22 protein-coding genes are annotated in these 22076 nt (G+C 66.1%); 14 read left to right on the top strand and 8 right to left on the bottom strand.

The genetic code is table 11. The annotated features are described in order from the left end of the window. Positions 1 to 134: 134 nt before the first annotated feature. From ppk2 to ACXJ16_RS09875, 4 genes are all read right to left on the bottom strand, one after another. Positions 135 to 929, bottom strand: coding sequence for a polyphosphate kinase 2 (gene ppk2, locus ACXJ16_RS09860; RefSeq protein WP_054439951.1), 795 nt, complete (start codon positions 927 to 929; stop codon positions 135 to 137). Positions 930 to 944: 15 nt separating this feature from the next. Beyond that, entirely contained in the window at positions 945 to 1757 is an 813-nt protein-coding gene (locus tag ACXJ16_RS09865; protein WP_054439948.1) for an undecaprenyl-diphosphate phosphatase, read from the bottom strand. 75 nt (positions 1758 to 1832) lie between these two features. Beyond that, entirely contained in the window at positions 1833 to 3998 is a 2166-nt protein-coding gene (locus ACXJ16_RS09870) for a M13 family metallopeptidase (RefSeq protein ID WP_463920582.1), read from the bottom strand. A 129-nt stretch (positions 3999 to 4127) separates the two neighbouring features. Next, positions 4128 to 5978 carry an ABC transporter transmembrane domain-containing protein gene (locus ACXJ16_RS09875; RefSeq protein ID WP_324698259.1) on the bottom strand — a complete coding sequence of 617 codons (1851 nt, stop codon included), beginning with the start codon at positions 5976 to 5978 and terminating at the stop codon, positions 4128 to 4130. 189 nt (positions 5979 to 6167) lie between these two features. Here ACXJ16_RS09875 and ACXJ16_RS09880 point away from each other — a divergent pair, with 189 nt between their 5' ends. The 5 genes from ACXJ16_RS09880 (at position 6168) to ACXJ16_RS09900 (ending at position 10532) form a co-directional block, all read left to right on the top strand. Continuing rightward, entirely contained in the window at positions 6168 to 7412 is a 1245-nt protein-coding gene (locus ACXJ16_RS09880; RefSeq protein ID WP_324698257.1) for a polyhydroxyalkanoate depolymerase, read from the top strand. A 260-nt stretch (positions 7413 to 7672) separates the two neighbouring features. Continuing rightward, entirely contained in the window at positions 7673 to 8251 is a 579-nt protein-coding gene (locus ACXJ16_RS09885) for a murein L,D-transpeptidase catalytic domain-containing protein (protein ID WP_243692695.1), read from the top strand. A 91-nt stretch (positions 8252 to 8342) separates the two neighbouring features. Then, positions 8343 to 8945 carry a TetR/AcrR family transcriptional regulator gene (locus ACXJ16_RS09890; RefSeq protein WP_454796697.1) on the top strand — a complete coding sequence of 201 codons (603 nt, stop codon included), beginning with the start codon at positions 8343 to 8345 and terminating at the stop codon, positions 8943 to 8945. A 1-nt stretch (position 8946) separates the two neighbouring features. Further along, the gene (locus tag ACXJ16_RS09895) at positions 8947 to 9948 is read left to right on the top strand and encodes an XdhC family protein (RefSeq protein WP_463920585.1); all 1002 of its coding nucleotides are present in this window, start codon (positions 8947 to 8949) and stop codon (positions 9946 to 9948) included. Next, positions 9945 to 10532: a nucleotidyltransferase family protein gene (locus ACXJ16_RS09900; RefSeq protein ID WP_463920587.1), complete on the top strand. Its 588-nt coding sequence runs from the start codon at positions 9945 to 9947 to the stop codon at positions 10530 to 10532. The genes ACXJ16_RS09895 and ACXJ16_RS09900 overlap by 4 nt, the downstream gene beginning before the upstream one ends. 25 nt (positions 10533 to 10557) lie before the next feature. Here the strand turns inward: ACXJ16_RS09900 and ACXJ16_RS09905 are convergent, their stop codons facing one another. After that, positions 10558 to 11076, bottom strand: coding sequence for a YqgE/AlgH family protein (locus ACXJ16_RS09905; RefSeq protein ID WP_491716055.1), 519 nt, complete (start codon positions 11074 to 11076; stop codon positions 10558 to 10560). 145 nt (positions 11077 to 11221) lie between these two features. On the opposite strand from ACXJ16_RS09905, the gene ACXJ16_RS09910 reads away from it, so the two are divergent. The 6 genes from ACXJ16_RS09910 (at position 11222) to ACXJ16_RS09935 (ending at position 16393) form a co-directional block, all read left to right on the top strand. Beyond that, the gene (locus ACXJ16_RS09910; RefSeq protein ID WP_463920589.1) at positions 11222 to 11914 is read left to right on the top strand and encodes a fumarylacetoacetate hydrolase family protein; all 693 of its coding nucleotides are present in this window, start codon (positions 11222 to 11224) and stop codon (positions 11912 to 11914) included. 7 nt (positions 11915 to 11921) lie between these two features. Continuing rightward, positions 11922 to 13949, top strand: coding sequence for a TonB-dependent receptor (locus tag ACXJ16_RS09915; RefSeq protein WP_463920591.1), 2028 nt, complete (start codon positions 11922 to 11924; stop codon positions 13947 to 13949). Continuing rightward, the gene (locus ACXJ16_RS09920; protein ID WP_324698248.1) at positions 13949 to 14683 is read left to right on the top strand and encodes a metallophosphoesterase family protein; all 735 of its coding nucleotides are present in this window, start codon (positions 13949 to 13951) and stop codon (positions 14681 to 14683) included. The genes ACXJ16_RS09915 and ACXJ16_RS09920 overlap by 1 nt, the downstream gene beginning before the upstream one ends. Before the next feature lie 61 nt (positions 14684 to 14744). Beyond that, positions 14745 to 15317: a (2Fe-2S)-binding protein gene (locus tag ACXJ16_RS09925; RefSeq protein WP_054439936.1), complete on the top strand. Its 573-nt coding sequence runs from the start codon at positions 14745 to 14747 to the stop codon at positions 15315 to 15317. Beyond that, on the top strand, positions 15314 to 15658 hold the full coding sequence (locus ACXJ16_RS09930) for an arsenate reductase family protein (RefSeq protein ID WP_054439934.1): 345 nt from the start codon (positions 15314 to 15316) through the stop codon (positions 15656 to 15658). Before ACXJ16_RS09925 ends, ACXJ16_RS09930 begins: the two co-directional genes overlap by 4 nt. Positions 15659 to 15760: 102 nt before the next feature. Next, entirely contained in the window at positions 15761 to 16393 is a 633-nt protein-coding gene (locus ACXJ16_RS09935) for a class I SAM-dependent methyltransferase (protein WP_054439932.1), read from the top strand. Positions 16394 to 16472: 79 nt separating this feature from the next. On the opposite strand, the gene ACXJ16_RS09940 is transcribed toward ACXJ16_RS09935, so the two are convergent. Beyond that, on the bottom strand, positions 16473 to 17285 hold the full coding sequence (locus ACXJ16_RS09940) for a hypothetical protein (RefSeq protein ID WP_054439929.1): 813 nt from the start codon (positions 17283 to 17285) through the stop codon (positions 16473 to 16475). A gap of 93 nt (positions 17286 to 17378) precedes the next feature. Here ACXJ16_RS09940 and lipB point away from each other — a divergent pair, with 93 nt between their 5' ends. Beyond that, positions 17379 to 18062, top strand: a complete 684-nt coding sequence (gene lipB, locus ACXJ16_RS09945; RefSeq protein WP_185997979.1) for a lipoyl(octanoyl) transferase LipB — start codon at positions 17379 to 17381, stop codon at positions 18060 to 18062. Beyond that, positions 18059 to 18397, top strand: a complete 339-nt coding sequence (locus ACXJ16_RS09950) for a hypothetical protein (RefSeq protein WP_463920595.1) — start codon at positions 18059 to 18061, stop codon at positions 18395 to 18397. Before lipB ends, ACXJ16_RS09950 begins: the two co-directional genes overlap by 4 nt. A 49-nt stretch (positions 18398 to 18446) precedes the next feature. Here the strand turns inward: ACXJ16_RS09950 and ACXJ16_RS09955 are convergent, their stop codons facing one another. Beyond that, positions 18447 to 19613, bottom strand: coding sequence for an N-acetyltransferase (locus tag ACXJ16_RS09955; protein WP_132469499.1), 1167 nt, complete (start codon positions 19611 to 19613; stop codon positions 18447 to 18449). A gap of 184 nt (positions 19614 to 19797) precedes the next feature. Between ACXJ16_RS09955 and ACXJ16_RS09960 the strand changes: the two genes are divergently transcribed. Continuing rightward, positions 19798 to 20889 carry a fatty acid desaturase family protein gene (locus ACXJ16_RS09960; RefSeq protein WP_185997980.1) on the top strand — a complete coding sequence of 364 codons (1092 nt, stop codon included), beginning with the start codon at positions 19798 to 19800 and terminating at the stop codon, positions 20887 to 20889. Between the two features lie 89 nt (positions 20890 to 20978). Here ACXJ16_RS09960 and lptG read toward each other — a convergent pair whose 3' ends face one another. After that, a complete protein-coding gene (gene lptG, locus ACXJ16_RS09965) occupies positions 20979 to 22076 on the bottom strand; it encodes an LPS export ABC transporter permease LptG (RefSeq protein ID WP_463920597.1) in 1098 nt (365 codons plus the stop codon).

Below are 22076 nucleotides of genomic sequence, written 5' to 3' on the forward strand. Positions count from 1 at the left end.
TATCTCTCGTTTCAGCCGCCCTGGCCGGCCGGCATGTTCCGTTGAAAAATTTCAGGGCGGCAATCGAGCGCCGCCCCTCAAGGTTGCGGCCCATGCGATAGTGACAGCCCAAAGTCAAGCGGAAGAGGCCCGACTTACTCCGTGTCGAAAGGCGTGATCGGCTTCAGAACGCCGAATTTCTCATTGTAGGGCGAGTGATTCAGTTTCGGCATTTTGATCGTCTGCGGCTCGACCTTGGTATCGGGCAGCCGGTCCAGCAGATCGCGCACCAGCGTGAGTCGACCGATTCGCTGGTCGTTGAAGTCCACCACCGTCCACGGCGCGTGCTTCTTGTGCGTGGCCTTGAGCATGACCTCGCGCGCCTTGGTATATTCTTCGTACTTCTCACGCGCCGCCACGTCGATCGGCGACAGCTTCCAGCGCTTGAGCGGATCGTCGAGCCGTTCGTGAAGGCGCTCCTCCTGCTTCTCCTGATCGCAGGAGAGCCAGTACTTGAACAGCAGGATACCGTCATCGACGAGCATGCGCTCAAACACGGGGGCCTGCTGGAGAAAGCGCTTCACTTCCGAGCCGGTGGCGAAACCCATGACTTTCTCCACGCCGGCACGGTTGTACCAGCTGCGGTCGAAGAGGACGATTTCGCCCCGCGTCGGCAAATGTTCGGCATAGCGCTGGAAGTACCACTGGCCCTGCTCCCGCTCGCCCGGTGCGGTGAGGGCGACGGTGCGGCACTGGCGCGGATTGAGCTGGCCGCCTACGGCCTTGATCGCCCCGCCCTTGCCCGCCGTATCGCGCCCCTCGAACAGGACCACGATGCGGGCGCCGGTGGAGGAAGCCCAGCGGGCCATCCCCACAAGCTCCTCCTGCATCGGCTCCAGCAGCTTTTCGTATTCCTTGCGGCCGAGCTTCCTGTGATCGTTCTCGGCCATGGTTCAAACCCCTGATCAGACCCGCGAAAGCAGGAAGAGCGCGAGTGCGCCGGCGACGATACGATACCAGGCGAACGGTGCAAAGCCCGAGCGGCTGACGAAGGCCATGAAGGCTTTGATGACGACCAGCGCCACCACGAACGAAACGGCGAAGCCGATGCCGATCTCGCCCCAGCCGACCGGGCCCGTGCCCGCCATGAGCTGTTCGCGCGCGCCCAGCAGTTCGAGCGTGGAGGCACCCATCATCGTGGGAACGGCAAGGAAGAAGCTGAATTCCGCCGCAGTACGGCGTTCGACGCCCATCGCCAGCGCGCCCATGATCGTCGCGCCGGAACGGCTGACACCCGGCACCATGGCAAGGCACTGCGCGATGCCCACGCCGATGCACTTCACCATCGGCAGCTCGGCAACGCCGGTGAGCGGACCGGGCTTTGCCACCTTCTCGATGGCGAGGATGGCGATGCCGCCCACGATCAGCGCCCAGGCGACGACCGAAGGCTCGCCCAGCAGGCCCTCGATATGGTCCTTGAGGATCAGGCCCAGCACCGCCGAGGGGATGAAGGCCAGCAAGACGTTGCGCACGAAGCGGATCGATACCGGGTCAAGCCGCAGCAGACCCACGCCCACCGCCCAGAACGTGCGCCAGAACTGCACGATGACAGCCAGGATCGCGCCGAGCTGGATCACGATGTTGAAGGTTGCCCACTGCGAAGCGTCGTACCCGAACAGCTGCGTGGCAAGAATGAGGTGCCCGGTCGAAGAGACTGGCAGGAACTCGGTGAGGCCCTCGACAATGCCGAGGAGGATCGCGGTTAGGGTCAAGCTCATCGGCGAGAGGTCATGCCGCACACACCGGGCAAGTCAACCCGAAGCGTGCGGCATGAGGCATTTAGGCGATAAAAATCACCAGATACGCACGCGCTCGGCAGGCGGAAGATAGAGAGCATCCCCCGGCTTCACGTCGAACGCCTTGTACCATTCGTCGAAGTTACGGACGATACCGTTGATGCGGTAATGCGCGGGCGAATGCGGATCGGTGATGAGCTGCTGGCGCACCGATTCCTCGCGGTACTTGCTGCGCCACACTTGCGCCCAGGCCATGAAGAAGCGCTGGTCGCCGGTCAGGCCGTCGATCACCGGGGCTTCCTTGCCGTTCAGCGAGAGCTTGTAGGCGCGGTAGGCGAGGCTAAGACCGCCGAGATCGCCGATGTTCTCGCCCATGGTCAGCTTGCCGTTGACGCAGGTCTTGCCGTCGTCGAACGGGCAGAAGCTGTTGTACTGGGCTTCCAGCTTGTCCTGCAGCTTCTGGAAGTTGGCCTTGTCGGCCGGGCTCCACCAGTCGCGCAGGTTGCCGGTGCCGTCCGACTTGGCGCCCTGGTCGTCGAAACCGTGGCCCATCTCGTGGCCGATCACCGCGCCGATGCCGCCATAGTTGACTGCGGGGTCCGCCGAAACGTTGAAGAACGGCGGCTGGAGGATGGCGGCGGGGAACACGATCTCGTTGTAGGGCGGGTTGTAGTAGGCGTTGACCGTCTCGGGCAGCATGAACCATTCGGTCTTGTCGACCGGCTGGCCGATGCGCTTCATCTGGTCGTCGTTCTCCCACGAACCCGCGGCAATGGCATTGCCGAGCGGATCGGTGGCCGAGAAGGTCAGGCCCTCGTATTCCTTGAACTTCGCAGGCGCGCCGATCTTGGGGGTGAAGGCATTGAGCTTGGCCTCGGCTTCCTTGCGGGTTTCCGGGCCCATCCAGGCGAGGCTCTGCAGGTTCACCGCCATGGCCTTGCGCAAGTTCGAGACGAGGTCGGTCATCGCCGCCTGCGCTTCGGGCGGATAGTACTTCTCGGCGTAGATCTTGCCGACCAGTTCACCGGCCATGCCTTCGACTGCGGCGACGCCGCGCTTCCAGCGGGCGCGCTGCTCCGGCTGGCCGCTCATGGTCTTGCCGTAGAAGGCGAAGGTGGCGTCATCGATGTCGGTGGGAAGAACCGAGGCATGGCCGCGCAGGAAGTGCGCGGCAAGCCAGGCCTGCCATGTCGAGACCGGAACCTCGGAGACCAGCCGGGCGACTTCCGGCACACCACCGCCGAACAGCGTCTGCGCCTTGGCGGGATCGATGCGGGCGACCTTCAGTTCCTCGGCCGTGGGCGGCATCTGATCGACGAGGATATAGGCGGCCTTCCCGGCGCCCATCGTCTCGATGAAAGTACGCATCAGGCCGGGTGCGGCAAGGCCCTCGAACTCGGCGACGGAAAGCTTGTTGTAGGTCAGGTCCGGATCGCGGCTGGCTGCGCGGTCCCAGTCTGCCTGCGCCAGCCGGGTTTCCAGCGAGAGCACGGCCTTGGCGGCGCTCGACGGGTCGGCATAACCGGCCTTGCCGAGGACGAAGGTCAGATACTCGACATACTTGGCGCGGATGTCCTGCGAACGCTTGTCGATCTTCAGGTAATAGTCACGGTCAGGCAGGCCGAGACCGCCGACGCCGACTTCGAAGGCATTCACATCGCTCTGCTTGGCATCGGCCGTCACATAAGCGCCGAGCGGCGAGGCGAAGCCCGGGGCCGCGAAGATCTTCATCAGGTCGTCGGGCGTCTTGGCCGCGAAGATGCGTTCGAGGTAAGGCTGCGCCGGAGAGAGCCCGGCCTTGTTGATCGCATCAACGTCCATGAAGGCCGCATAGGCCGCCTCGACGCGGGCAGCGTCGGTACCGGCGGCGGGCTTCGAGGCGATCAGGCCATCCATGATTCCGTGAACGCGCTGTTCCGAAAGGTCACGCAGGGCGGTGAACGACCCCCAGTTGGTGCGGTCGGCCGGGAGCACGACAGCGGCTTCCCACTTGCCGTTCACGAACTTGTCGAAGTCCGCGCCGGGCCTGGCGGTCTTTTCCTGCCACTGGGTCTGGATGCCGGCCTTGCCCCAATCCATCTTGCCGGGATCGAACTGCATCGCATCGGAGGACGCGCCTGCCGACGCCGGCGCCGGAGCGTCGGCAAGAGCCGGAACAGCGGAAAAGCTCAATGCGGAAACGAGCGCTGTCGAAGCGAGCACCCGGCCGAGAATGCGGGTCATGGTCCCACCTTTCTGAATTGCAATGACACGAACGGTCTGGCGACGGACCGGAACGGCCCGTCGATAGCGGCGCAACATAATTGCCATATTCGGCAACGCCAGCCCTGAAATGTCGTTCGTCGTCGCAGGTCAGGCGTTCGTCGAACGCGCGAAGGCCGATGCGGTATCCATATCGAATTGCAGCGAAGCCAGCCGCGCATAGAGCCCGCCGGCCTGGCCAAGGCTTTCGTGCGTGCCCTGTTCCACGATCCGCCCTCCGTCCATCACGACGATGCGATCCGCCTTGCGCACGGTGGCGAGGCGGTGCGCAATGACGAGAGTCGTGCGGTTCTCCATCAGGTGTTCGAGAGCGTCCTGCACCAGCCGCTCGCTTTCGGCATCAAGCGCGCTCGTGGCCTCGTCCAGCAGCAGGATCGGCGCGTCGCGCAGCAGCGCGCGGGCAATCGCCACGCGCTGACGCTGGCCGCCGGACAGGCGGGCGCCGTCCTCGCCAAGGAAAGTATCGAGCCCCTGCGGCAATTCGCGCAGGAAACGCTCGGCATTGGCGGCGCGCGCGGCGGCCCAGATGGCCTCGTCGTCCGCTTTCCAGTTGCCGTAGCGCAAGTTGTCGCGCGCGGAGGCGGCGAACAGTACACCCTCCTGCGGCACCAGTGCGATGCGCTGGCGGATCTCTCCGGGATCGGCGGAAGTCAGCGGGACGCCGTCGATCTTGATCGCCCCGCCCTGCGGATCGTAGAACCGCTCGGCGAGCTGGAACAGCGTGGACTTGCCGGCCCCGGAAGGGCCGACGATCGCCACCGTCTCGCCCGGTTCGATCGACAGGCTGAAATCATGCAGCGCCGCCATTTCCGGGCGCGAAGGGTAGCGGAAGGTCACGCGCTCGAAGGCCAGCTTGCCGCGCGCCGGCAGAGGAAGCGCCTGCGGGCGGGCGGGAGCGGTGATCGCAGGCATCTCGCCCAGCAGTTCGGCAAGGCGGCTGGCCGCGCCGGCGCCGCGCACGAGATCGCCGTAGACTTCGGTGAGCGAGCCGAAGGCGCCCGCCACGATGCCGGCCGTCACCACGAAAGCGGCGATCGTACCGCCCGTGATGGAACCTTCGGCAACGCCGATGGCACCGCGCCACATGATGACGGTGATGGAGCCGAAGATCAGGAACATGATAACCGCCGTCATCGCGGCGCGAATGGTGATGCGATGCTTTCCGGTCTCGAACGTGCGCTCCACTGCGCCGGCGAAGCGTTCCATCTCGCGGCCTTCCTGGTTGAAGGCCTGCACGACCCGCAGTGCACCGAAGACTTCGCTGGTGGTAGCGCCGATATCGGCCACGCGATCCTGGCTCGCCCGCGCCACGGTGCGCAGGCGGCGGCCGAAGGCGGCGATCGGCAGGATCACCACCGGGATGGCGACGACGAGCCCCAGCGTCAGGTGCGGCGCCAGCATGAAGAGGTAGATCACCCCGCCCACCGCCATGATGGCATTGCGCAGCGCGACAGAGACCGTGGTGCCGACCACCGTTTCGATGATCGCGGTGTCCGCCGTCATCCGGGACGCGATTTCCTTGGGGCTGTTTTCCTCGAAGAAACTGGGCGACAACGTGAGCAGGTGCCTCTGCACGCGCAGGCGAACGTCCGCCACCACGCGCTCACCAAGCCAGGAAACGCTGTAGAAACGCACCGCCGTGGCCACCGAAAGCACGATCACCACGCCCAGCAGCATGATGAACCACCAGCGGATTGCCGAAGGGTCGGCGCCCTGCGCAAAGCCCTGGTCGACGATCTGGCGGAACCCATAGGGAATCGCGAGGGTCGAAGTTGCCGTGGTCAGCAGCGCGAGCCCCGCAACCGCCATGCGGCCGGGATAGTGGAACAGTTCCCGCCAGACCATGCGCAGCGCCCCAAGGCTCCTTCGGCGCGGAGCCTTGGCATCGGTGGTGGCGTTCTCGTTCTCAGGCAATCCTGCCTGCCCCGCGTTGGCGTCCATGCGCGCGGCCTTATCCTGTCCATGGCTTCAGGAAAAGATATATGAAAAGCGCCTTTACGATCAGAGTGATCGGGCGGCTCGAATGCCGAAATCGGGTGCGCCGCATTGCGCCGGTAACGTTTCGGCCCCAAATGGCTTTCATAACCTTTGCAGGACGGAAGGGTCGCTTCACCGTCCGGGAGACGCACCTTGCTCTATAATGCCTACGAATTGCAGCGCACGATGCTGAGCGGCGCCGCCGCATGGGCCTCGGTCGGCGCTGAACTGCTTGCCAACCCTGCGCTGCCGATGGGTTACTTCGGATTCGGCCCGGTGATGGCCTCCGCACTGGACGTCTTCGCCCATGCCGCCGCCCCGCGCGGCAAGCCCGCTTTCGACATCGAGGACGTGACCACCGGTGGCAAGACCTGGCCCGTCACCGAATCGATCGTGCTGCACCGCCCATTCGGGAACCTGCTGCGCTTCGATCATCCCGGCCTGCCCAAGGATGCGCCCAAGCTGCTGATCGTCGCCCCGATGAGCGGCCACTTCGCCACTCTCCTGCGCGGCACCGTGGCGCGGATGGTGGAAAGCTGCGAGGTCTACATCACCGACTGGGCCGACGCGAAGATGGTCCCCGCCGCCGCCGGGCACTTCGACCTTGACGATTATATCGATTACCTGATCGGTTTCCTCGAACATATCGGCCCCGGCACGCACATGCTCGCAGTGTGCCAGCCCTCGGTCCCGGCGTTCGCCGCTGCGGCGATCATGGGCAAGCAGGAGCATCCCTGCCGCCCGGCAACGCTCACCATGATGGGCGGCCCGGTCGACACCCGCGAGGCGCCCACCAGCGTCAACGACGTCGCCATGGACCAGCCGCTTTCCTGGTTCGAGAACAACGTCATCGCCACCGTGCCGCTGGCCTATCCGGGGGCCGGCCGCAGGGTCTATCCCGGCTTCCTGCAACTGGCCGGCTTCATGGCGATGAATCTCGGCAGCCACATGATGAGCCACTACGGCATGTTCAAGCACCTTGTCGAAGGCGACGGCGAGGGCGCGGCGTCGACCAAGGCATTCTACGACGAGTATCGCTCGGTCTGCGACATGACCGCCGACTATTATCTCCAGACCATCGAGCACGTGTTCCAGAAGCATTCGCTGCCCAGGGGCGAATTCGTCCATCGCGGTGAGCGAATCGATCCCTCGGCCATTCGCGATACCGCGCTGCTGGCAGTCGAGGGGGAGCGGGACGACATCTCGGGCATTGGCCAGACCAGGGCAGCGCTCACGCTGGCGACGCATCTTTCCGAGAGCCGCAAGAAGTACGTGCTGGCCGAAAATGTCGGACATTACGGTATCTTCAACGGCAGCAAGTGGCGCACCCGGATCGCGCCGGTGCTGGAGGACTGGATCCACCAGCATTCCCGCAAGCCGCTCAAGGTCGTGGCCTGACGAATCGCTGGCAGGTGCCGGGCGGGTTCGCACGGCATCTGCCCACCCGGCGACTCGCCGCAATCGGCGAATCGTGGGAACGATACGATGGCCCGCCTTCGCGCCGGGAACTCTTCCTGTCGGAGTAACTGGCGCTTCCGATCCAATTGAGTTAACTTACTGCGATGGAACAGACGTTGGGTCGGCGTGCTGTCCTCATGGGCGGATTGGTTGCGGGCGCAAGCCTGGCAATACCTTCGCGTGTGCTGGCAGCGGAAAATTTGGCAGGAACAGCTTCGGGACAGATTGGCCCGGTTGCCGCGGTGCCGAGCGCCCTCACGCCATATCAGCGCCGCGTCCTCGATGTCGCCACGCAGCAGGTCCAGCGGACGCAGGGCCATATCTGGCGCACCGATCTCGTCGGTATCGCCGATTTCGCCCAGCCTTCGTGGAAACCGCGCCTGCACTTCGTCAATATCGAGAACGGGACGGTGCGCTCTTTCCTGCTGGCCCACGGGCGCGGATCGGACCCGGCGCACAGCGGCTGGTTGCAGAGCTTCTCGAACATGCCCGGCTCGGAAGCCACTTCGCGCGGGGCGTTCCTCACCTGCGAATGGTACACCGGCAAATACGGCACTTCGATCCGCCTCAAGGGGCTTGACCCGGATAACTCCATGGCGCTCGAACGCGCCATCGTGATGCATCCGGCGTGGTACGTCGATGCCGCGATGATCGAGAAATGGGGCAAGCTCGGCCGCAGCGAAGGCTGCTTCGCCATGAGCAATGCAGACTTCAACGAGGCGCTGTGGCACCTCTCGGGCGGGCGCCTGCTCTTCGCGGATCGCATCGGGGAATATTGAACCCCATTCATGGCTTCATGCCGAAATCCGCCATGTCGAAGTCTGCGCAGGCGGGTTAGACACCCTTGCAGCAGGGTGTTACGGATCGATCATGAACGGAAATCTCGCGGGATTCAGGAAAGACGCGCCTACCGACGCGCGGCAGGTACGCTCGCGCAAGGCGCTCAACGCGGCCATGCTTTCGCTGCTTGAGGAAAAGGCCTTCGACCAGATCACCATCCGCGAAATCTCGGCCCGTGCTGGCACCGGCTATGCCACCTTCTTCCGTCACTACCCGACCAAGGAAGCGCTGCTGGGCGATGTCGCCTCCGAGGAAATCGCCGGACTGCTGGCGCTGTCGATCCCGATCCTCCACGCCTCGAACAGCTACGAATCCACTCTGGCGCTCTGCAGCCACGTCGGCCAGCACAAGGCCTTGTGGTCCGCGCTTCTGGCAGGCGGCGCCGCAGGCATCGTGCGCGACGAGTTCATCCGGCAAGCCCGCCGCCTCATCGAAGGCGTCGCCAATCCGGCGGACTGGTTGCCACAGGACCTGGGCGTCGTTCATGGCACCGGTTCGACGATCGACATCCTCGCCTGGTGGCTCACGCATGGAGAGGACCAGACCCCGGAAGCCACGGCCCGTATCCTCCACCGCCTGGTGATCGCACCGCTGGTCGGCGACCGCGTAGAGGCACGCGCCTCGGCAGGATGACGTGAGCGGTAGCATCGACAGTGCGGACTGGCCGCTGTTCGGCTGGATCGACGACATTCGGCGGCCACTGGCGGAGGCTTTCGGTGCCGGGCATCCCGTCGCCCTTGCCACGCTCTATCGGGTCGGCGGCAGCGCCCCGCGCGGCCCCGGTGCCCAAATGCTATTCGTCGCGCCGGAGCATGCCGGCGGCGGGAGCGACATTGCCGCGAGCGGCTACTTTTCGGGAGACTGCATCGAAGGCGACGTGGCCAGCCACGCCGCGCAGGTCCTGGCCTATGGTGAGCCCCGGCACCTTCATTACGGCGCCGGAAGCCCGTGGATCGACATCCGCCTGCGCTGCGGCGGCGCGCTCCACGTCATGGTCGAGCGCATCGCCCCGGATTGTCCGGCGGCCACCGAATTGCTGCGCCATGCCGCCGAACGTCGGAGCTGCCGCTGGCACAGCGACGGCACGCGGCAATGGGTCACGGTGGACGACGGCCCCCTGCTGGCCGTGGAGGAGGAGCCCTTCCTGCTTTCGCGCCGCTACGATCCGCCCCGCCGCCTCGTCGTTTCCGGCGGCGATCCCGGCGCTCTGGCCGCAGCACAGCTCGGCGCGCTCGCCCAGTTCGAGACGATCCTGCTCCGGCCGGACGGGCCGCACCAGCCGCCGCCTTTCCCGGTTTCGCGCTACTTGCGCGCCGATCCCACCACTGCGCTCGATGAACTCGGCGTCGATCGCTGGACAGCCTACCTCGGCGCCACGCATGAGGATCACCACGACCTCGGCGGCTGCCTTGCCGCGCTGCGGGGCGGCGCCGGTTACGTCGCCATGATCGGCGCCAGATCGCGCGCGGAGACAAGGCTCGGCGCCTTGCGCGCTGCGGGCGCCACGCCGGAGGAACTGGACCGGCTTCACCTCTCGCCGGGTGTACCCGGTCTGGGAAAATCGCCCTGGGAAGTCGCGACGGGGATCATGGCAGAGATCATGCAGGCCCTGAACCCGGCGCGGGAACGCGCATGAACCGGGCGGCGATCATCCTTGCCGCAGGATCGTCGCGCCGCTTCGGGGGCGACAAGCTGTCTGCCCCCTTCGAGGGCGAGCCGCTGCTGTTTCACGCGGTCCACGCCGCGCGCGCGGCGCCGGTGTCGCGCATTCTGATCGTCGCCCGCCCCGACCTCGATTGCGGAACGTGGGACGGCGCGCCGGCGGTAGAGGTGCTGCGCGTGGAGAGCGATGCCCTTTCCGATTCCATCAAGGCCGGCATCGCGGCTCTCGGCGAACCCTGCGATGTCTTCGTGTTCCTGGGCGACATGCCCCGCCTGCCTCACGGCGAGGCCGCCCGTCTTGCCGATGCGCTGGGAAGCGGCGCCGCTGCGATGCCTTGCCGCCAGGGCCGTCCAGGCCATCCGGTCCTGCTGTCCGCGCGGCTTCTGCCGGAGCTTGCCGGGCTGACCGGAGATGAAGGCGCCGGACGGCTGCTGCGCGGCCGCGACGATGTAATCTTCGTGGAATGCGACGATCCCGCCATCCATCTCGACATCGATCGCCCGGAGGATCTCTCCGCCCTCTCGGAAAGCACGCCCCCTTCGCCCGCCCGGACCTGATCCGGGACAGCCGCAAGACAGGCGATCAGGCGCGGCCGGTCTGGCTCGACAGCAGCGCCGGATCGATCCCTTCCGCCCGCCAGGTCGCGGTCCAGCGGGAATCGACCGGCGTATCGAACAGGATCTCCGGATGCGGATCGGCCGCATGCCATCCGTGCTGCCGCATCTCGCCTTCGAGCTGACCGGGCGCCCACCCCGCATAGCCGAGCGCCATGAGCCACCGGCTCGGTCCACGGCCTTCGGCGATCGCGCGCAGCACGTCCATCGAGGCCGAAAGCGCGCAAAGCGGCTGCACTTCCACGGTGTCGCTCCCGCCCCAATCGGTCGAGTGCAGCACGAAGCCCCGGCCCGGCTCCACAGGGCCGCCGTCGTGAACCTCGCAATCGGGGGCGACGCCGGGATCGATGCCCAGTTCCTCCAGGATTTCATGGAAGCGCACGCCTTCGCGCAGCCTGCCGACGCCGATGCCCAGAGCGCCACTTTCGTCGTGCACGCAAAGCACGCTTACAGTGTGATCGAAGCGGGGGTCGAACATGCCCGGCATCGCGAGAAGGAGTCGCCCGGATAAGTATTGTTTCTCTGTCACACCGGCAAATGTAAGCGCTTCACAGGGGACGGCAAGCCGGTTGCGCTTTCCCCGCACGCCATCGCGCTCTATGCCTCCGCCGCAACCAGGGAGGAAATCGCGAGTGAGCCTGCTGTTCGAACTGCCCGAAGTGCCCAGCGTCCCCGTCGTCGGTGAGGAAGCGCGTTATCCGGTGCGCCGCGTGTTCTGCGTCGGCCGCAACTACGCCGCCCATGCGCGCGAACTGGGCAACGCGGTGGACCGCGAGGCGCCGATCTGGTTCACCAAGGCGCCCGCCGCCATCTGCGCCTCGGGCAGCGCGATCGCCTATCCGCCGGGAACGCAGGACTGCCACTACGAGATGGAACTCGTCGTCGCCATCGGCGGCCACGGCTTCGAGGTTCCCGCCGAACAGGCCATGGCGCTCGTCTACGGCTATGCCTGCGGCCTCGACATGACCCGGCGCGACCTTCAGAACGCCGCCAAGGCCAAGGGCTACCCCTGGGACACCGGCAAGGACTTCGAAAACGGTGCGGTCATTGCTCCGATCACCCCGGCCGCTGCATTCGGCGCCCCCGGTGAACAACGCATCACCCTCGCCCGGAACGGCGAGACGAAGCAGGATGCGCCGCTCTCCGAAATGATCTGGAGCCTGCCGGAACTCATCGCCGACCTTTCGCGCCTCTATCACCTCGCGCCCGGCGACCTCATCTACACCGGCACGCCCGCCGGTGTCGGTCCGGTGGCGCCGGGAGACCGGCTCGAAGGCCGCGTGGAAGGGCTGGAGCCCGTCGTTCTGGCGATCGAACCGGCCTGACCGATAGATGACGTATCAACGCTCCTTCCGGCTCGTGGGCGGCCTGCTTGCCGGCTGTCCGCTGCTGCTGCTTGCCGCGCCTGCTCTTGCCGATGAAAACGCGGAGCCTGCCGGGCCGATCATCGTCACCGGCCACGGCCTGGAAGCCGGCCCGGCGACACCTGCCTACGACGTGGAAACGATCGAGCGCGACGCGGTGATCGCCAGCGCCTCGGGACGGATCGAGGACGTACTCAACTCGGTGGCGGGCTTCGCGCAATTCCGCCGCTCGGACAGCCGCTCGGCCAACCCCTCGTCGCAAGGCGCAACCTTGCGCGCGCTCGGCGGCAATGCGTCGAGCCGGACGCTGGTATTGCTCGACGGCGTGCCCGTGGCGAACCCGTTCTTCGGCTACATCCCCTTCAGCGCCATCGCCCCCGAACGGCTTTCCTCGATCCGGGTGACGCGCGGCGGCGGTTCCGGAGCGTTCGGAGCCGGCGCCGTCGCCGGAACCATCGAGATGACCAGCGCCGGGCCGGACCAGATCGGCGCGCTTCAGGGCATCGCGCTCGTCAACGACCGGGGCGAGACACAGACTTCGGCCAGTGCCGCACCGAAACTTGGCGCGGGCTACCTCGTGGCCAGCGTGCAGTGGGACCGGGGCGAAGGTTTCTGGACGACCCCCGCCAGCCAGCGCGTGCCCGCATCGTCGCGCGCCGCCTATGACAGCTGGTCGGCATCGCTGCGGGCCGTGGCGCCGCTGAACGCGGACGTGGAACTTCAGGCATCCGCCCTCGCCTATGGCGATACCCGCAGCCTGCGCTTCAAGGGCGCCGATTCCACCTCCGACGGGCAGCAGGCCTCGCTCCGTCTGGTCGGCCGGGGAGACTGGCAGTTCGATGTGCTGGGCTACGTCCAGGCGCAGGATTTCTCGAACGTCGTCATCAGTTCCAGCACCTTCAGGAAAACGCTCGACCAGCGCCGCACGCCGACCACGGCGATAGGCGGCAAGGCCGAACTGCGCCCGCCGGTGGGCAAGGATCATGTCCTGCGCATCGGCACCGACCTGAGGCTGACCGAAGGCCACCTGCTCGAACTGCCGTACAACGCAACCGGCGCCTTCACGGCCGTGCGCCGTGCGGGCGGCAACCAGTCCGACCTCGGGTTCTACATCGAGGATGACTGGACGCTGGGCGACCTCGTCATCACCGCCGGGGGACGGGCGGACCGCTGGACGATCCGGAACGGCTTCTACCGTTCGGTCAGCCCCGCAGGCGCGGTGACGCAGGACAGCGCCTATGCCGATCGCTCCGGCTGGATGGGCAATGCGCGGGGCGGGCTCGTCTGGAACGCGGGCAAGGCCGTCAGCCTGCGCGCCGCGGCCTATACCGGCATGCGCCTGCCCACGCTCAACGAACTCTACCGCCCCTTCGTGGTCTTCCCGGTAACGACCCAGGCCAACCCCGACCTCAAGCCCGAACGCCTGCGCGGTTACGAGGCGGGCGTGGACATCCATCCGTTCGAAGCGCTGACGCTTTCGCTCACGGCCTTCGACAACAAGGTGAAGGATGCCATCGCCAACGTCACCGTGGCCACCAACCAGCGCGAGCGGCAAAATGTCGATTCCGTCCATGCACGCGGACTGGAAGCGGCGGCCGCACTCGATCTCGGCAAGGTCAGGTTCGACGGTTCGCTGGCATGGACCGACGCCAAGGTCAGGGCGCAGGATCCCGACCTTGACGGAAAACGCCCGGCGCAAGTCCCCAGGTTCGCCGCCAGCGCGACGCTGGCCTGGCTGCCGGCCGATGGCTGGCGCTTCGCGGCCACGCTGCGTCATGTCGGCGCGCAATACGAGGACGACCTCCAGAGCTACGTCCTCCCCGCCGCGACCACGCTTGACGGTTATGTGCAAGTACCTGTCACAGGCCCGGTCTCGCTGGTGCTGCGCGCCGAAAACCTGACCGACGAGGACATCGTGACCCGCAATCAGGACGGCTCCATCGACCTTGGCACGCCGCGCACATTCTGGGCAGGCGTGCGGGTAGCCCTGCGCTGATGCGCCTGGCGGTCCTCTCGGACATCCACGGCAACCTGCGCGCGCTCGATGCCGTGCTGGAGGACGTGACGGCACGCGGCATCACGCGCATCGTCAATCTGGGCGACATCCTGAGCGGCCCGCTCCAGCCCGCCCGGACCGCCGAACGCCTGATGGCGCTCGGCCTCGAGACGATTCGCGGCAATCACGAACGGCAATTGCTCGAACTGCCGCGCGAACGCATGGGCCTGTCGGACGCGCACGCCGATGCAAGGCTGGAAGACCACCACCGTGCATGGCTGGCTGCGCTGCCGGATACGCTCTGGCTGGAGGAAGACCTCTACGCCTGCCACGGATCGCCCGGCAGCGACCTGCAATATCTGCTGGAAACCGTGGAGCCGGGCGGCTGCCGTCAGGCCACGATGGCGGAAGTGGAAGCCCGCGTTGCCGGCCTCGATGCCGCCATGATCCTTTGCGGGCACACGCACCTGCCGCGCAGCGTCCGCCTTGCCGACGGACGTCAGGTCGTCAATCCCGGCTCCGTGGGCCTGCCCGCCTACGACGATGACCACCCCTATCCGCACGTGATGGAAAGCGGATCGCCCCATGCGCGCTATGCCGTGATCGAGCGCGCGGAGGGGGAATGGCGCGCCGAGCTGGTTGCCGTGGCCTACGACTGGCAGTCGGCAGCGGAGGATGCGCTGGCGGCCGGGCGCGGCGATTGGGCGCGGGCACTGGCGACAGGCCGTGCATGAGCACCGTTCCGCCGCACATGCCGCACTGGCGCATTGCCGCGTGCGCGCATAAGGAGGGCCGATGCCGCGCCTGACCGTCAACGATCACCCGGTCGAAATCGCCATGGACCCGCAGACGCCCCTGCTTTGGGGCCTGCGTGACGGCGCGAACCTCACCGGCACCAAGTACGGCTGCGGCGTGGGAGATTGCGGCGCCTGCACGGTCCTGGTCGACGGCGCGGCGCTGCGTTCCTGCCTCGTCTCGCTGGGCGAATGCGAAGGGCGCTTCGTTACCACCATCGAAGGTTTGTCCGCCGATCGCTCGCACCCGATGCAGCAGGCGATGGTCGCCGAACAGGCGATCCAGTGCGGCTTCTGCACGCCCGGCATCGTCATCGGCGGTGCGGCGCTGCTCGCCCGCAATGCCGATCCCAGCGATGCCGAAATCCGCGAAGCGATCCCCAACCTCTGCCGCTGCGGCGTCTATCCGCGCCTGATCGCCGCCGTTCAGCGCGCCGGCCGGGCCATGCGCCGCGAGGAAACGCTGAGCGCCGCGCCCGCGCCCGGCATCTCGCCGCAGGATGCCGCACGCGCGGTCCCGGCCATGGCGCCGCTGCAAACGACTTCCCAAGGACAACAGGAGACACGCCCGTGAAGGCGACCATCTGGCACAACCCCAATTGCGGCACCTCGCGCAAGACGCTGGCGATCCTTCAGGAAACGCCCGGCGCCGAAGTGGAAGTGATCGAGTATCTGAAGAACCCGCCCTCGGCGGAAAAGCTTGGCCAGCTCTACAGGGACGCCGGGATTTCGCCGCAGCAGGGCCTGCGCATGCGCGGCACCGATGCAGCGGAGCGCGGCCTCCCCGATGCCGACGACGGCACCGTTCTGGCCGCCATGGCTGCGGAGCCCGTCCTGATCGAGCGTCCTTTGGTGGAGACCGACAAGGGCGTGCGGCTGTGCCGTCCGCAGGAAAAGGTCCACGAGATTCTGTAACTCCCCCGTAACATTGGGCCGACGCTTGCTTGCAATATCGGCCCCGATCTGTCACCGAATCGCCCTTCGCCGGACGACAACTAAGCGAGAGCTTCCGCCAGCATGACCAGTACCGAGCTTGCCCGAGAGGCGCTGCCCCAGCGGATCAAGCGGAAGATCAAACACAGCCTCGGACCATGGGGCGTGTTCATTGAAGGCTTCCTGCGCAATCCCGTGATGGTCGGCTCGATCGTCCCGTCCTCGCGTTTCACGATCAACCGCATGCTGGGTCCAGTCGACTGGGCCAACTGCAAGCTCTTCGTCGAATACGGCCCCGGCGTCGGCACGTTCTGCCGCCCGGTGCTGGACCGCCTCGGTCGCGACGGGCAGCTGATCGTGATCGACACGAACCCGCTGTTCATCGACTATCTGCGCCGCACGATCACGGACAGCCGCTTCATCGCGGTGCTCGGATCGGCCGCCGACGTGGAAGATATCGTGCGCGCCCATGGCCACGAAAAGGCGGACTACGTGCTGTCGGGCCTGCCGTTCTCGACCCTGCCCGACGGTGTCGGTCCGGCGATCGCTTCGGCAACCTACCGCGTCATCCGCAAGGGCGGCGCGTTCCTGGTCTATCAGTTCACGCCCAAGGCGCGCGAATTCATGGCCCGCCACTTCACGCGGATCGACAACGGCATGGAGCCGATCAACGTCCCCCCCTGCTTCCTGTTCTGGGGCTGGAAGGACGAGGATTGAGGCAGCGCCCTGCGGCGCGCTTCCTGCCTCCTCACACAAAAAGGCCGGCGCCATGGCGCCGGCCTTTTTCGTTTTCGGCTTATTCGAACGTGCCCGCTATCCGCTCGGGCGAAGGGCCGGCAAGCTGGCGATGCACCTGCCCGATCACCGCAACGAAATAGAGCGCCATGATCGTTGCCAGGATCGATTCGAGCACTGCTCCCGCAACGCGCGCCACTTCGGCCGGAGCCAGCAAGGCGATCGGCAGCGTCAGGACATTGGCGAAGATCATCAGCACCATCATCGCCAGCATCAGCAGGGCGTAGAAGCCGAGCAATCTGCCCGTGTTCCCCTTGGTCAGGGCCCAGGATCGAGCCAGCGCCGCGATCGGGTTGAGCGTCTTTTCGACGGCGACGACCGGCGCCGTCACCGACAGGCGCACGCCGATCGCGATGGCGAGAATCAGCGCAAGGCCGAGGCCGATGGCCGCACCGGCCTTCCCGCCCGCCACGCCCAGAACGCCGCCGACGACCATGGCGACCATGGCCAGCGCCAGTCCGGCCACGATCTGCGCCAGCAGGTAGGGCAGCAGGCCCTTCAGGCCGGAGCGAATCGCCTCTCCCACCGTCGGGCGGCGATCGGTGTCGAGCAGGCAGAGCAGCGAAAGCGTGCCCAGCGCCTGAAGCAGGGCGACCGGGATCATCACCGGCAGCACCGAGTTCCAATAGGCCCTCACCGCTTCGACGACCTGCGTCTCGCTCAGCCCCGAGCCCATTTCCGGCTGCGGGAAGAAGATCGCGAAAACGAGTTGCGGCAGCAGGAAGAAGACGCCCGCCAGTGCCAGAACCACCTCCCGATTGGCGGAAACCGCCAGGGACGCCTGGCTCCAGGCCTTGTTGCTGTCGAACCTCATAGATGCTCCTGATACGCCGTTCGAGGGCGCCATGTTAGCGCGGCGCCTCAAAGTGACTTGATAACCGCAGGGAATGACGCCACGCAACGCGGCATGACTTTTCCCGACACGCTTCCCGGTGATATCGAACTGCGGATCAGCGCCGAACCCGTGCCCTACCGCGCCGCGCTTGACGAAATGACCGAGCGCAACGCCCGGATCGCCGCCGGAGAGGCGCGCGAACTGGTATGGCTGCTCGAACACCCTCCCGTCTACACGGCCGGCACCAGCGCCGACCTGACCGAACTGCTCGATCCGCGCTTCGAGGTCGTGGAGGCCGGTCGCGGCGGGCGCTATACCTATCATGGGCCGGGCCAGCGCGTGGCCTATGTCCTGCTGGACCTGCGCAAACGCGCCCGCGACGCACGCGGCTTCGTCCATGGGCTCGAAGGCTGGGTGATCGAAACGCTGAAGGATTTCGGAGTCGAAAGCTTCCGCAGCGAAGGCCGGATCGGCATCTGGACCCAGGACGTGGACGGGCGCGAGGCCAAGATCGGCGCGATCGGCGTGCGCATCCGCAAATGGGTGACGATGCACGGCTTCGCGGTGAACATCCGACCCGACCTGTCGCATTTCACCGGCATCGTTCCTTGCGGGATCGACGAGTTCGGCGTCACCAGCCTTGCGCGCCTTGGACGCACGGTGGAGTTCGCGACCTGGGACGAAGCCCTGATCGCCCGCGCGCCCGCCTTCCTCGCCGCGCTAGACCGCCCATGCCCACCGGAGCAGCCAGCATGACCCGTCTTTTCCGGATGCTGCCCAAGGCCGCACTGACACTCGCCCTGACCGCTGGCACCGCCCTGGGCGGCTGCAATCAGCAGGACGCGCCAAGCGAAAAGGCCGCCAGCGGCGCGAAGCTCCTGCCCCGCTCCGTCAGCGACGACATGCTGCCTTACGATACCGTGCGCTCGCAATCGCCGCTGGCGGCGCCGACCTACTCGGGCTCCGGCTCGGTATCCCCGCGCAGCAGCGCCACGGAAGCAGCCCTGCCCGAGGACGACACGGCCAATGCCGCAGCCGCTGCCGCCGCCGAAGTGGAAGCCGCCGCCGCCGAGCCTGCGCCGCAGCAATAAGCCCCGGCGCGGTTGCCCGGCGCACGGCCCGGCAACCGCGCCGCCCGTTTCAGAGCGCCTTTTCGTAGATCGCGTATTCGCGGTTCACCTTACTGTCGATGGCCCCTGCAATGGCGACCATCCCCTGGTTGTCTTCGAGAACCCAGCCGATCTCGCCGCGCCTGGCGCCGAACTTCGCCGTGGCCGACCGGCGGATGTACTCGATCATCATAAAGGCGAGCTGGCTGGCCAGACGCGAGGATTGCAGCTTCTTGCGCACGCCCATCAGCGGCACGCGCATGTCGGCCGGCTTCGGCTTGCGCAGCCAGAGCAGCAACTTGATGAGCCCGAGGATCGACGGCTTGCCCTTGGTGCCGTTCAGCCGCTTCTGTGCCTGGTTGAGATCGGGCCAGGTCATCATGAATGCCACAGGCTCGCCTTCGTATTCGGCGATCCGAATCAGTTCGGGATGAACCAGCGGCTTGAGCGCCTTTCCGGTGTAGGCGATCTCGCGGTCAGTGAAGGGCACGAAGCCCCAGTTGTCCGACCAGGCATCGTTGAGGATGTCGCAGATCAGCGCCGCTTCCTCGTCGAATCGACTGGGATCCACTTCGCGGATGCGGATCTTGGCGTTCTTCTCGCCCGAGGAGACGATGCGCTGGATCAGCGGGGGGAAATTCTTCGTCACGTCCAGATCGTAGGTGAACAGGGTCTTCACCCGGTCATAGCCCGCACCCTCGATCCATGGCTGATAGGCCGAATCGTGGTGCGCCATCATCACCATCGGCGGATGATCGAACCCGCGCACCTGAAGGCCGGGCTCTTCCCAGACCGAAAGGTTCATCGGCGCCAGAACCCGGGTCATGCCCTGCTCGCGCAGCCAGTTCTCGGCCGTTTCGATAAGCAGTCTCGCAACCGCCTCATCGTCCGCCTCGATGGCGCCCCAGTTGCCGGTTCCCGGCCCCATGCCCTGCTCAGGCGGCTGTTTCAGCGCCAGTTCATCGATATGCGCCGAAATGCGCCCGACGACGGCACCACCGCGCTTTGCCAGGAAAAGCTGGCCGCGCGCATGGTCCCAAAAGGGGTTCTTGCCCGGCGTGAACTTGGAAATCTCTTCCGAGCGCAGGTTGGGCACCCAGTTTTGATCTGCCGCATTGTGCCGATAAGCGTAATCGACAAAGGCGATGCGGTCGGCCTTGCTGGAAACGGGTGTGATGACTAGTTCGGCGTTGGCCACGATCCTGCCTTTGTTCCGCTATATGGGGAATGCTTGGATCGCGACCTGCGGTCGGTCCCGTCACCTTGTCAAGCAGGACCGCACGGCAGTGCCGCTGCAAAACACGCACCGGGGCCAATTTTGCCCCGAGACTTTGGGCTTGCACCGATCTTTCGGGCCCGCCCTGAACTTTGGACCCGATTGTATGATTGCCCAGGAAGCCATCGACCTGTCACCCACCGCACCGCGCGAAGCTGCTGCTCGCCCGCGTTCGTCGGAGATTCCCGACGACAAGGCGATGCTGCGCGCGGCAGTCGAACTGACCCGCGACATCTCGGCCGCGCGGCCCGAAATCTACTGGCCCGACATGCTGGCCTCGGCCGCGGTCGGCTATGGTGCGCTGGCCGGTGCAATCCTGGTGGACAACACCTGGGCGGCGCTCGGCTGTGGCCTGCTGGCGGCGCTGGGACTCTACCGGGCGCTGCTGTTCATTCACGAGCTGAGCCATATTCACCGCGATGCCCTGCCCGGCTTCCGCTTCGGCTGGAACCTGCTGGTCGGCATACCGCTGCTCACGCCGTCTCTGATGTACGAGAACGTGCACACCATCCACCATACCCGCACGCGCTATGGCACGGTGGAGGACCCTGAGTACCTGCCGCTGGCGCTGATGAAGCCCTGGAGCCTGCCGGTCTTCGCGCTGACCGCGATCCTGCTGCCGGTGGCGCTGCTGATCCGCTCGGCTGTGCTGGTGCCGCTGGGCGCCGTGATACCGCCGCTGCGCAAGCTCGTGTGGGAGCGTGCGTCCGCGCTCGCCATCAACCCGCAGTTCCGCCGACGGCCCGCTGAGGGCAAGTTCGCTCGCATGGTCTTCTGGCAGGAAGTTGGCTGTTCGGCCTGGGCCATCGCCGTGCTTGCCGCAAGCGCCGCATATGGCTGGCGCCCGCTGCTGATCGCGCTCTGCGTGGTTTCGCTCACTGCATTCCTCAACCAGGTCCGCACCCTTGTCGCTCACCTCTGGGAGAACGACGGCGACGCCATGACAGTGACCGCGCAGTACCTCGATTCGGTGAACGTTCCGCCCCCCGCGAAGTTCTCCGAACTTTGGGCGCCGGTGGGCCTGCGCTATCATGCGCTGCATCATCTCCTGCCCTCGATGCCGTATCACTCGCTGGCCGAAGCGCATCGCCGCCTTGCCCGGCAACTGGGAACCGATTCCACTTACGCGAAGGCGAACTACCCCGGCCTGATGCCGCTGGTCGGACGCCTGATCCAAAGCACCATGCGAACGCGCTGATCGTCCGTTGGGACGAGAAAGAAAAAGGGGCCTCGCGCAATCCGCGCGAGGCCCCTTTTTCATATCCGGTGATGTTGGAAGAAGACGGGCTATTCCTCGGTTCGGATCAGCACCGTCTCACCGATGAGGGCGAAGAGCACGAACGGCGCCCAGGCCGCGATCAACGGCGGATAGCCGCCGAAGTTACCCATCGCCAGCGCTGCATTGTCGAGCACGAAATAGGCAAAGCCCAGAGCCATGCCGATGACCGCGCGGATCAGAAGCTGGCCCGACCGCGCCAGACCGAACGCGGCAACTGCGCCGAGCAGCGGCATCAGCACCGAGGAGAACGGCCCGGAAAGCTTGTGCCACCACGCGGCTTCAAGCTCGCTCGTCCGCCGTCCGGCGACCTTCATGGCTTCGATCGAAGCGGAGAGTTCGAACAGGTTTTCCGAATCGGCATCGACATTGGTGATCATGATCTTCGCCGGCGTAATGCCCGGGGCGACAGTGGCGGAGGCAAGCTTCGTCGTCGTGGTCGTCGCCACTTCGAAACGGGTTGGTTTCTCGAAACGCCAGCCCGGGTTCTGGTATGTCGCGCGGTCCGCACGCAGCTGCTCGACAACCATGTCGTTCGAATCGCGGCGATAGAACGTCACGCCGTTGAGCGTCATCTGGCTGCCGTTCCCGGATAGACTCGCCGCCATCAGCAAGTCCTGCCCGTCGGCCAGATAGAGATTCACCTTCGCCTTGGTGTCCTTGGGAACAGGCCCGTACTTCACGGCCTGCCAGGCATCGAGCGCCGCCGAAGCGCGTGTGACCACGCGCTCGTTGAAGGCAAGGCTACCCACGGAAATCACCATCGCGGCGAGAATCAGGGGTGCCAGCACCTGATGCGCCGAAAGGCCCGCCGCCTTCATCGAGATGACCTCGCTGTTCTGGTTCAGCGTGGCGAGCGTGATGATCGTCGCCAGCAGCACCGAGTACGGCAGGAACCGCGCGACAAGCTGCGGTATCCGCAAGGTCACATAGTAGAACAGCTGGGCTTCGCCGTTACCGGGATAAGCCAGGATGTCGCCGCTTTCGCCCAGCAGATCGAGGACCTGAAGCACGAGAACCAGCATCAGCAGCACCGCCAGGATGCGGGTGATGAACAGCCGCGCGAGATACCAGGTCAGGGTGCGCGAGGGAAAGAATTCGAACTGCAT

This window comes from Novosphingobium sp. TK71 (genome assembly GCF_055361505.1).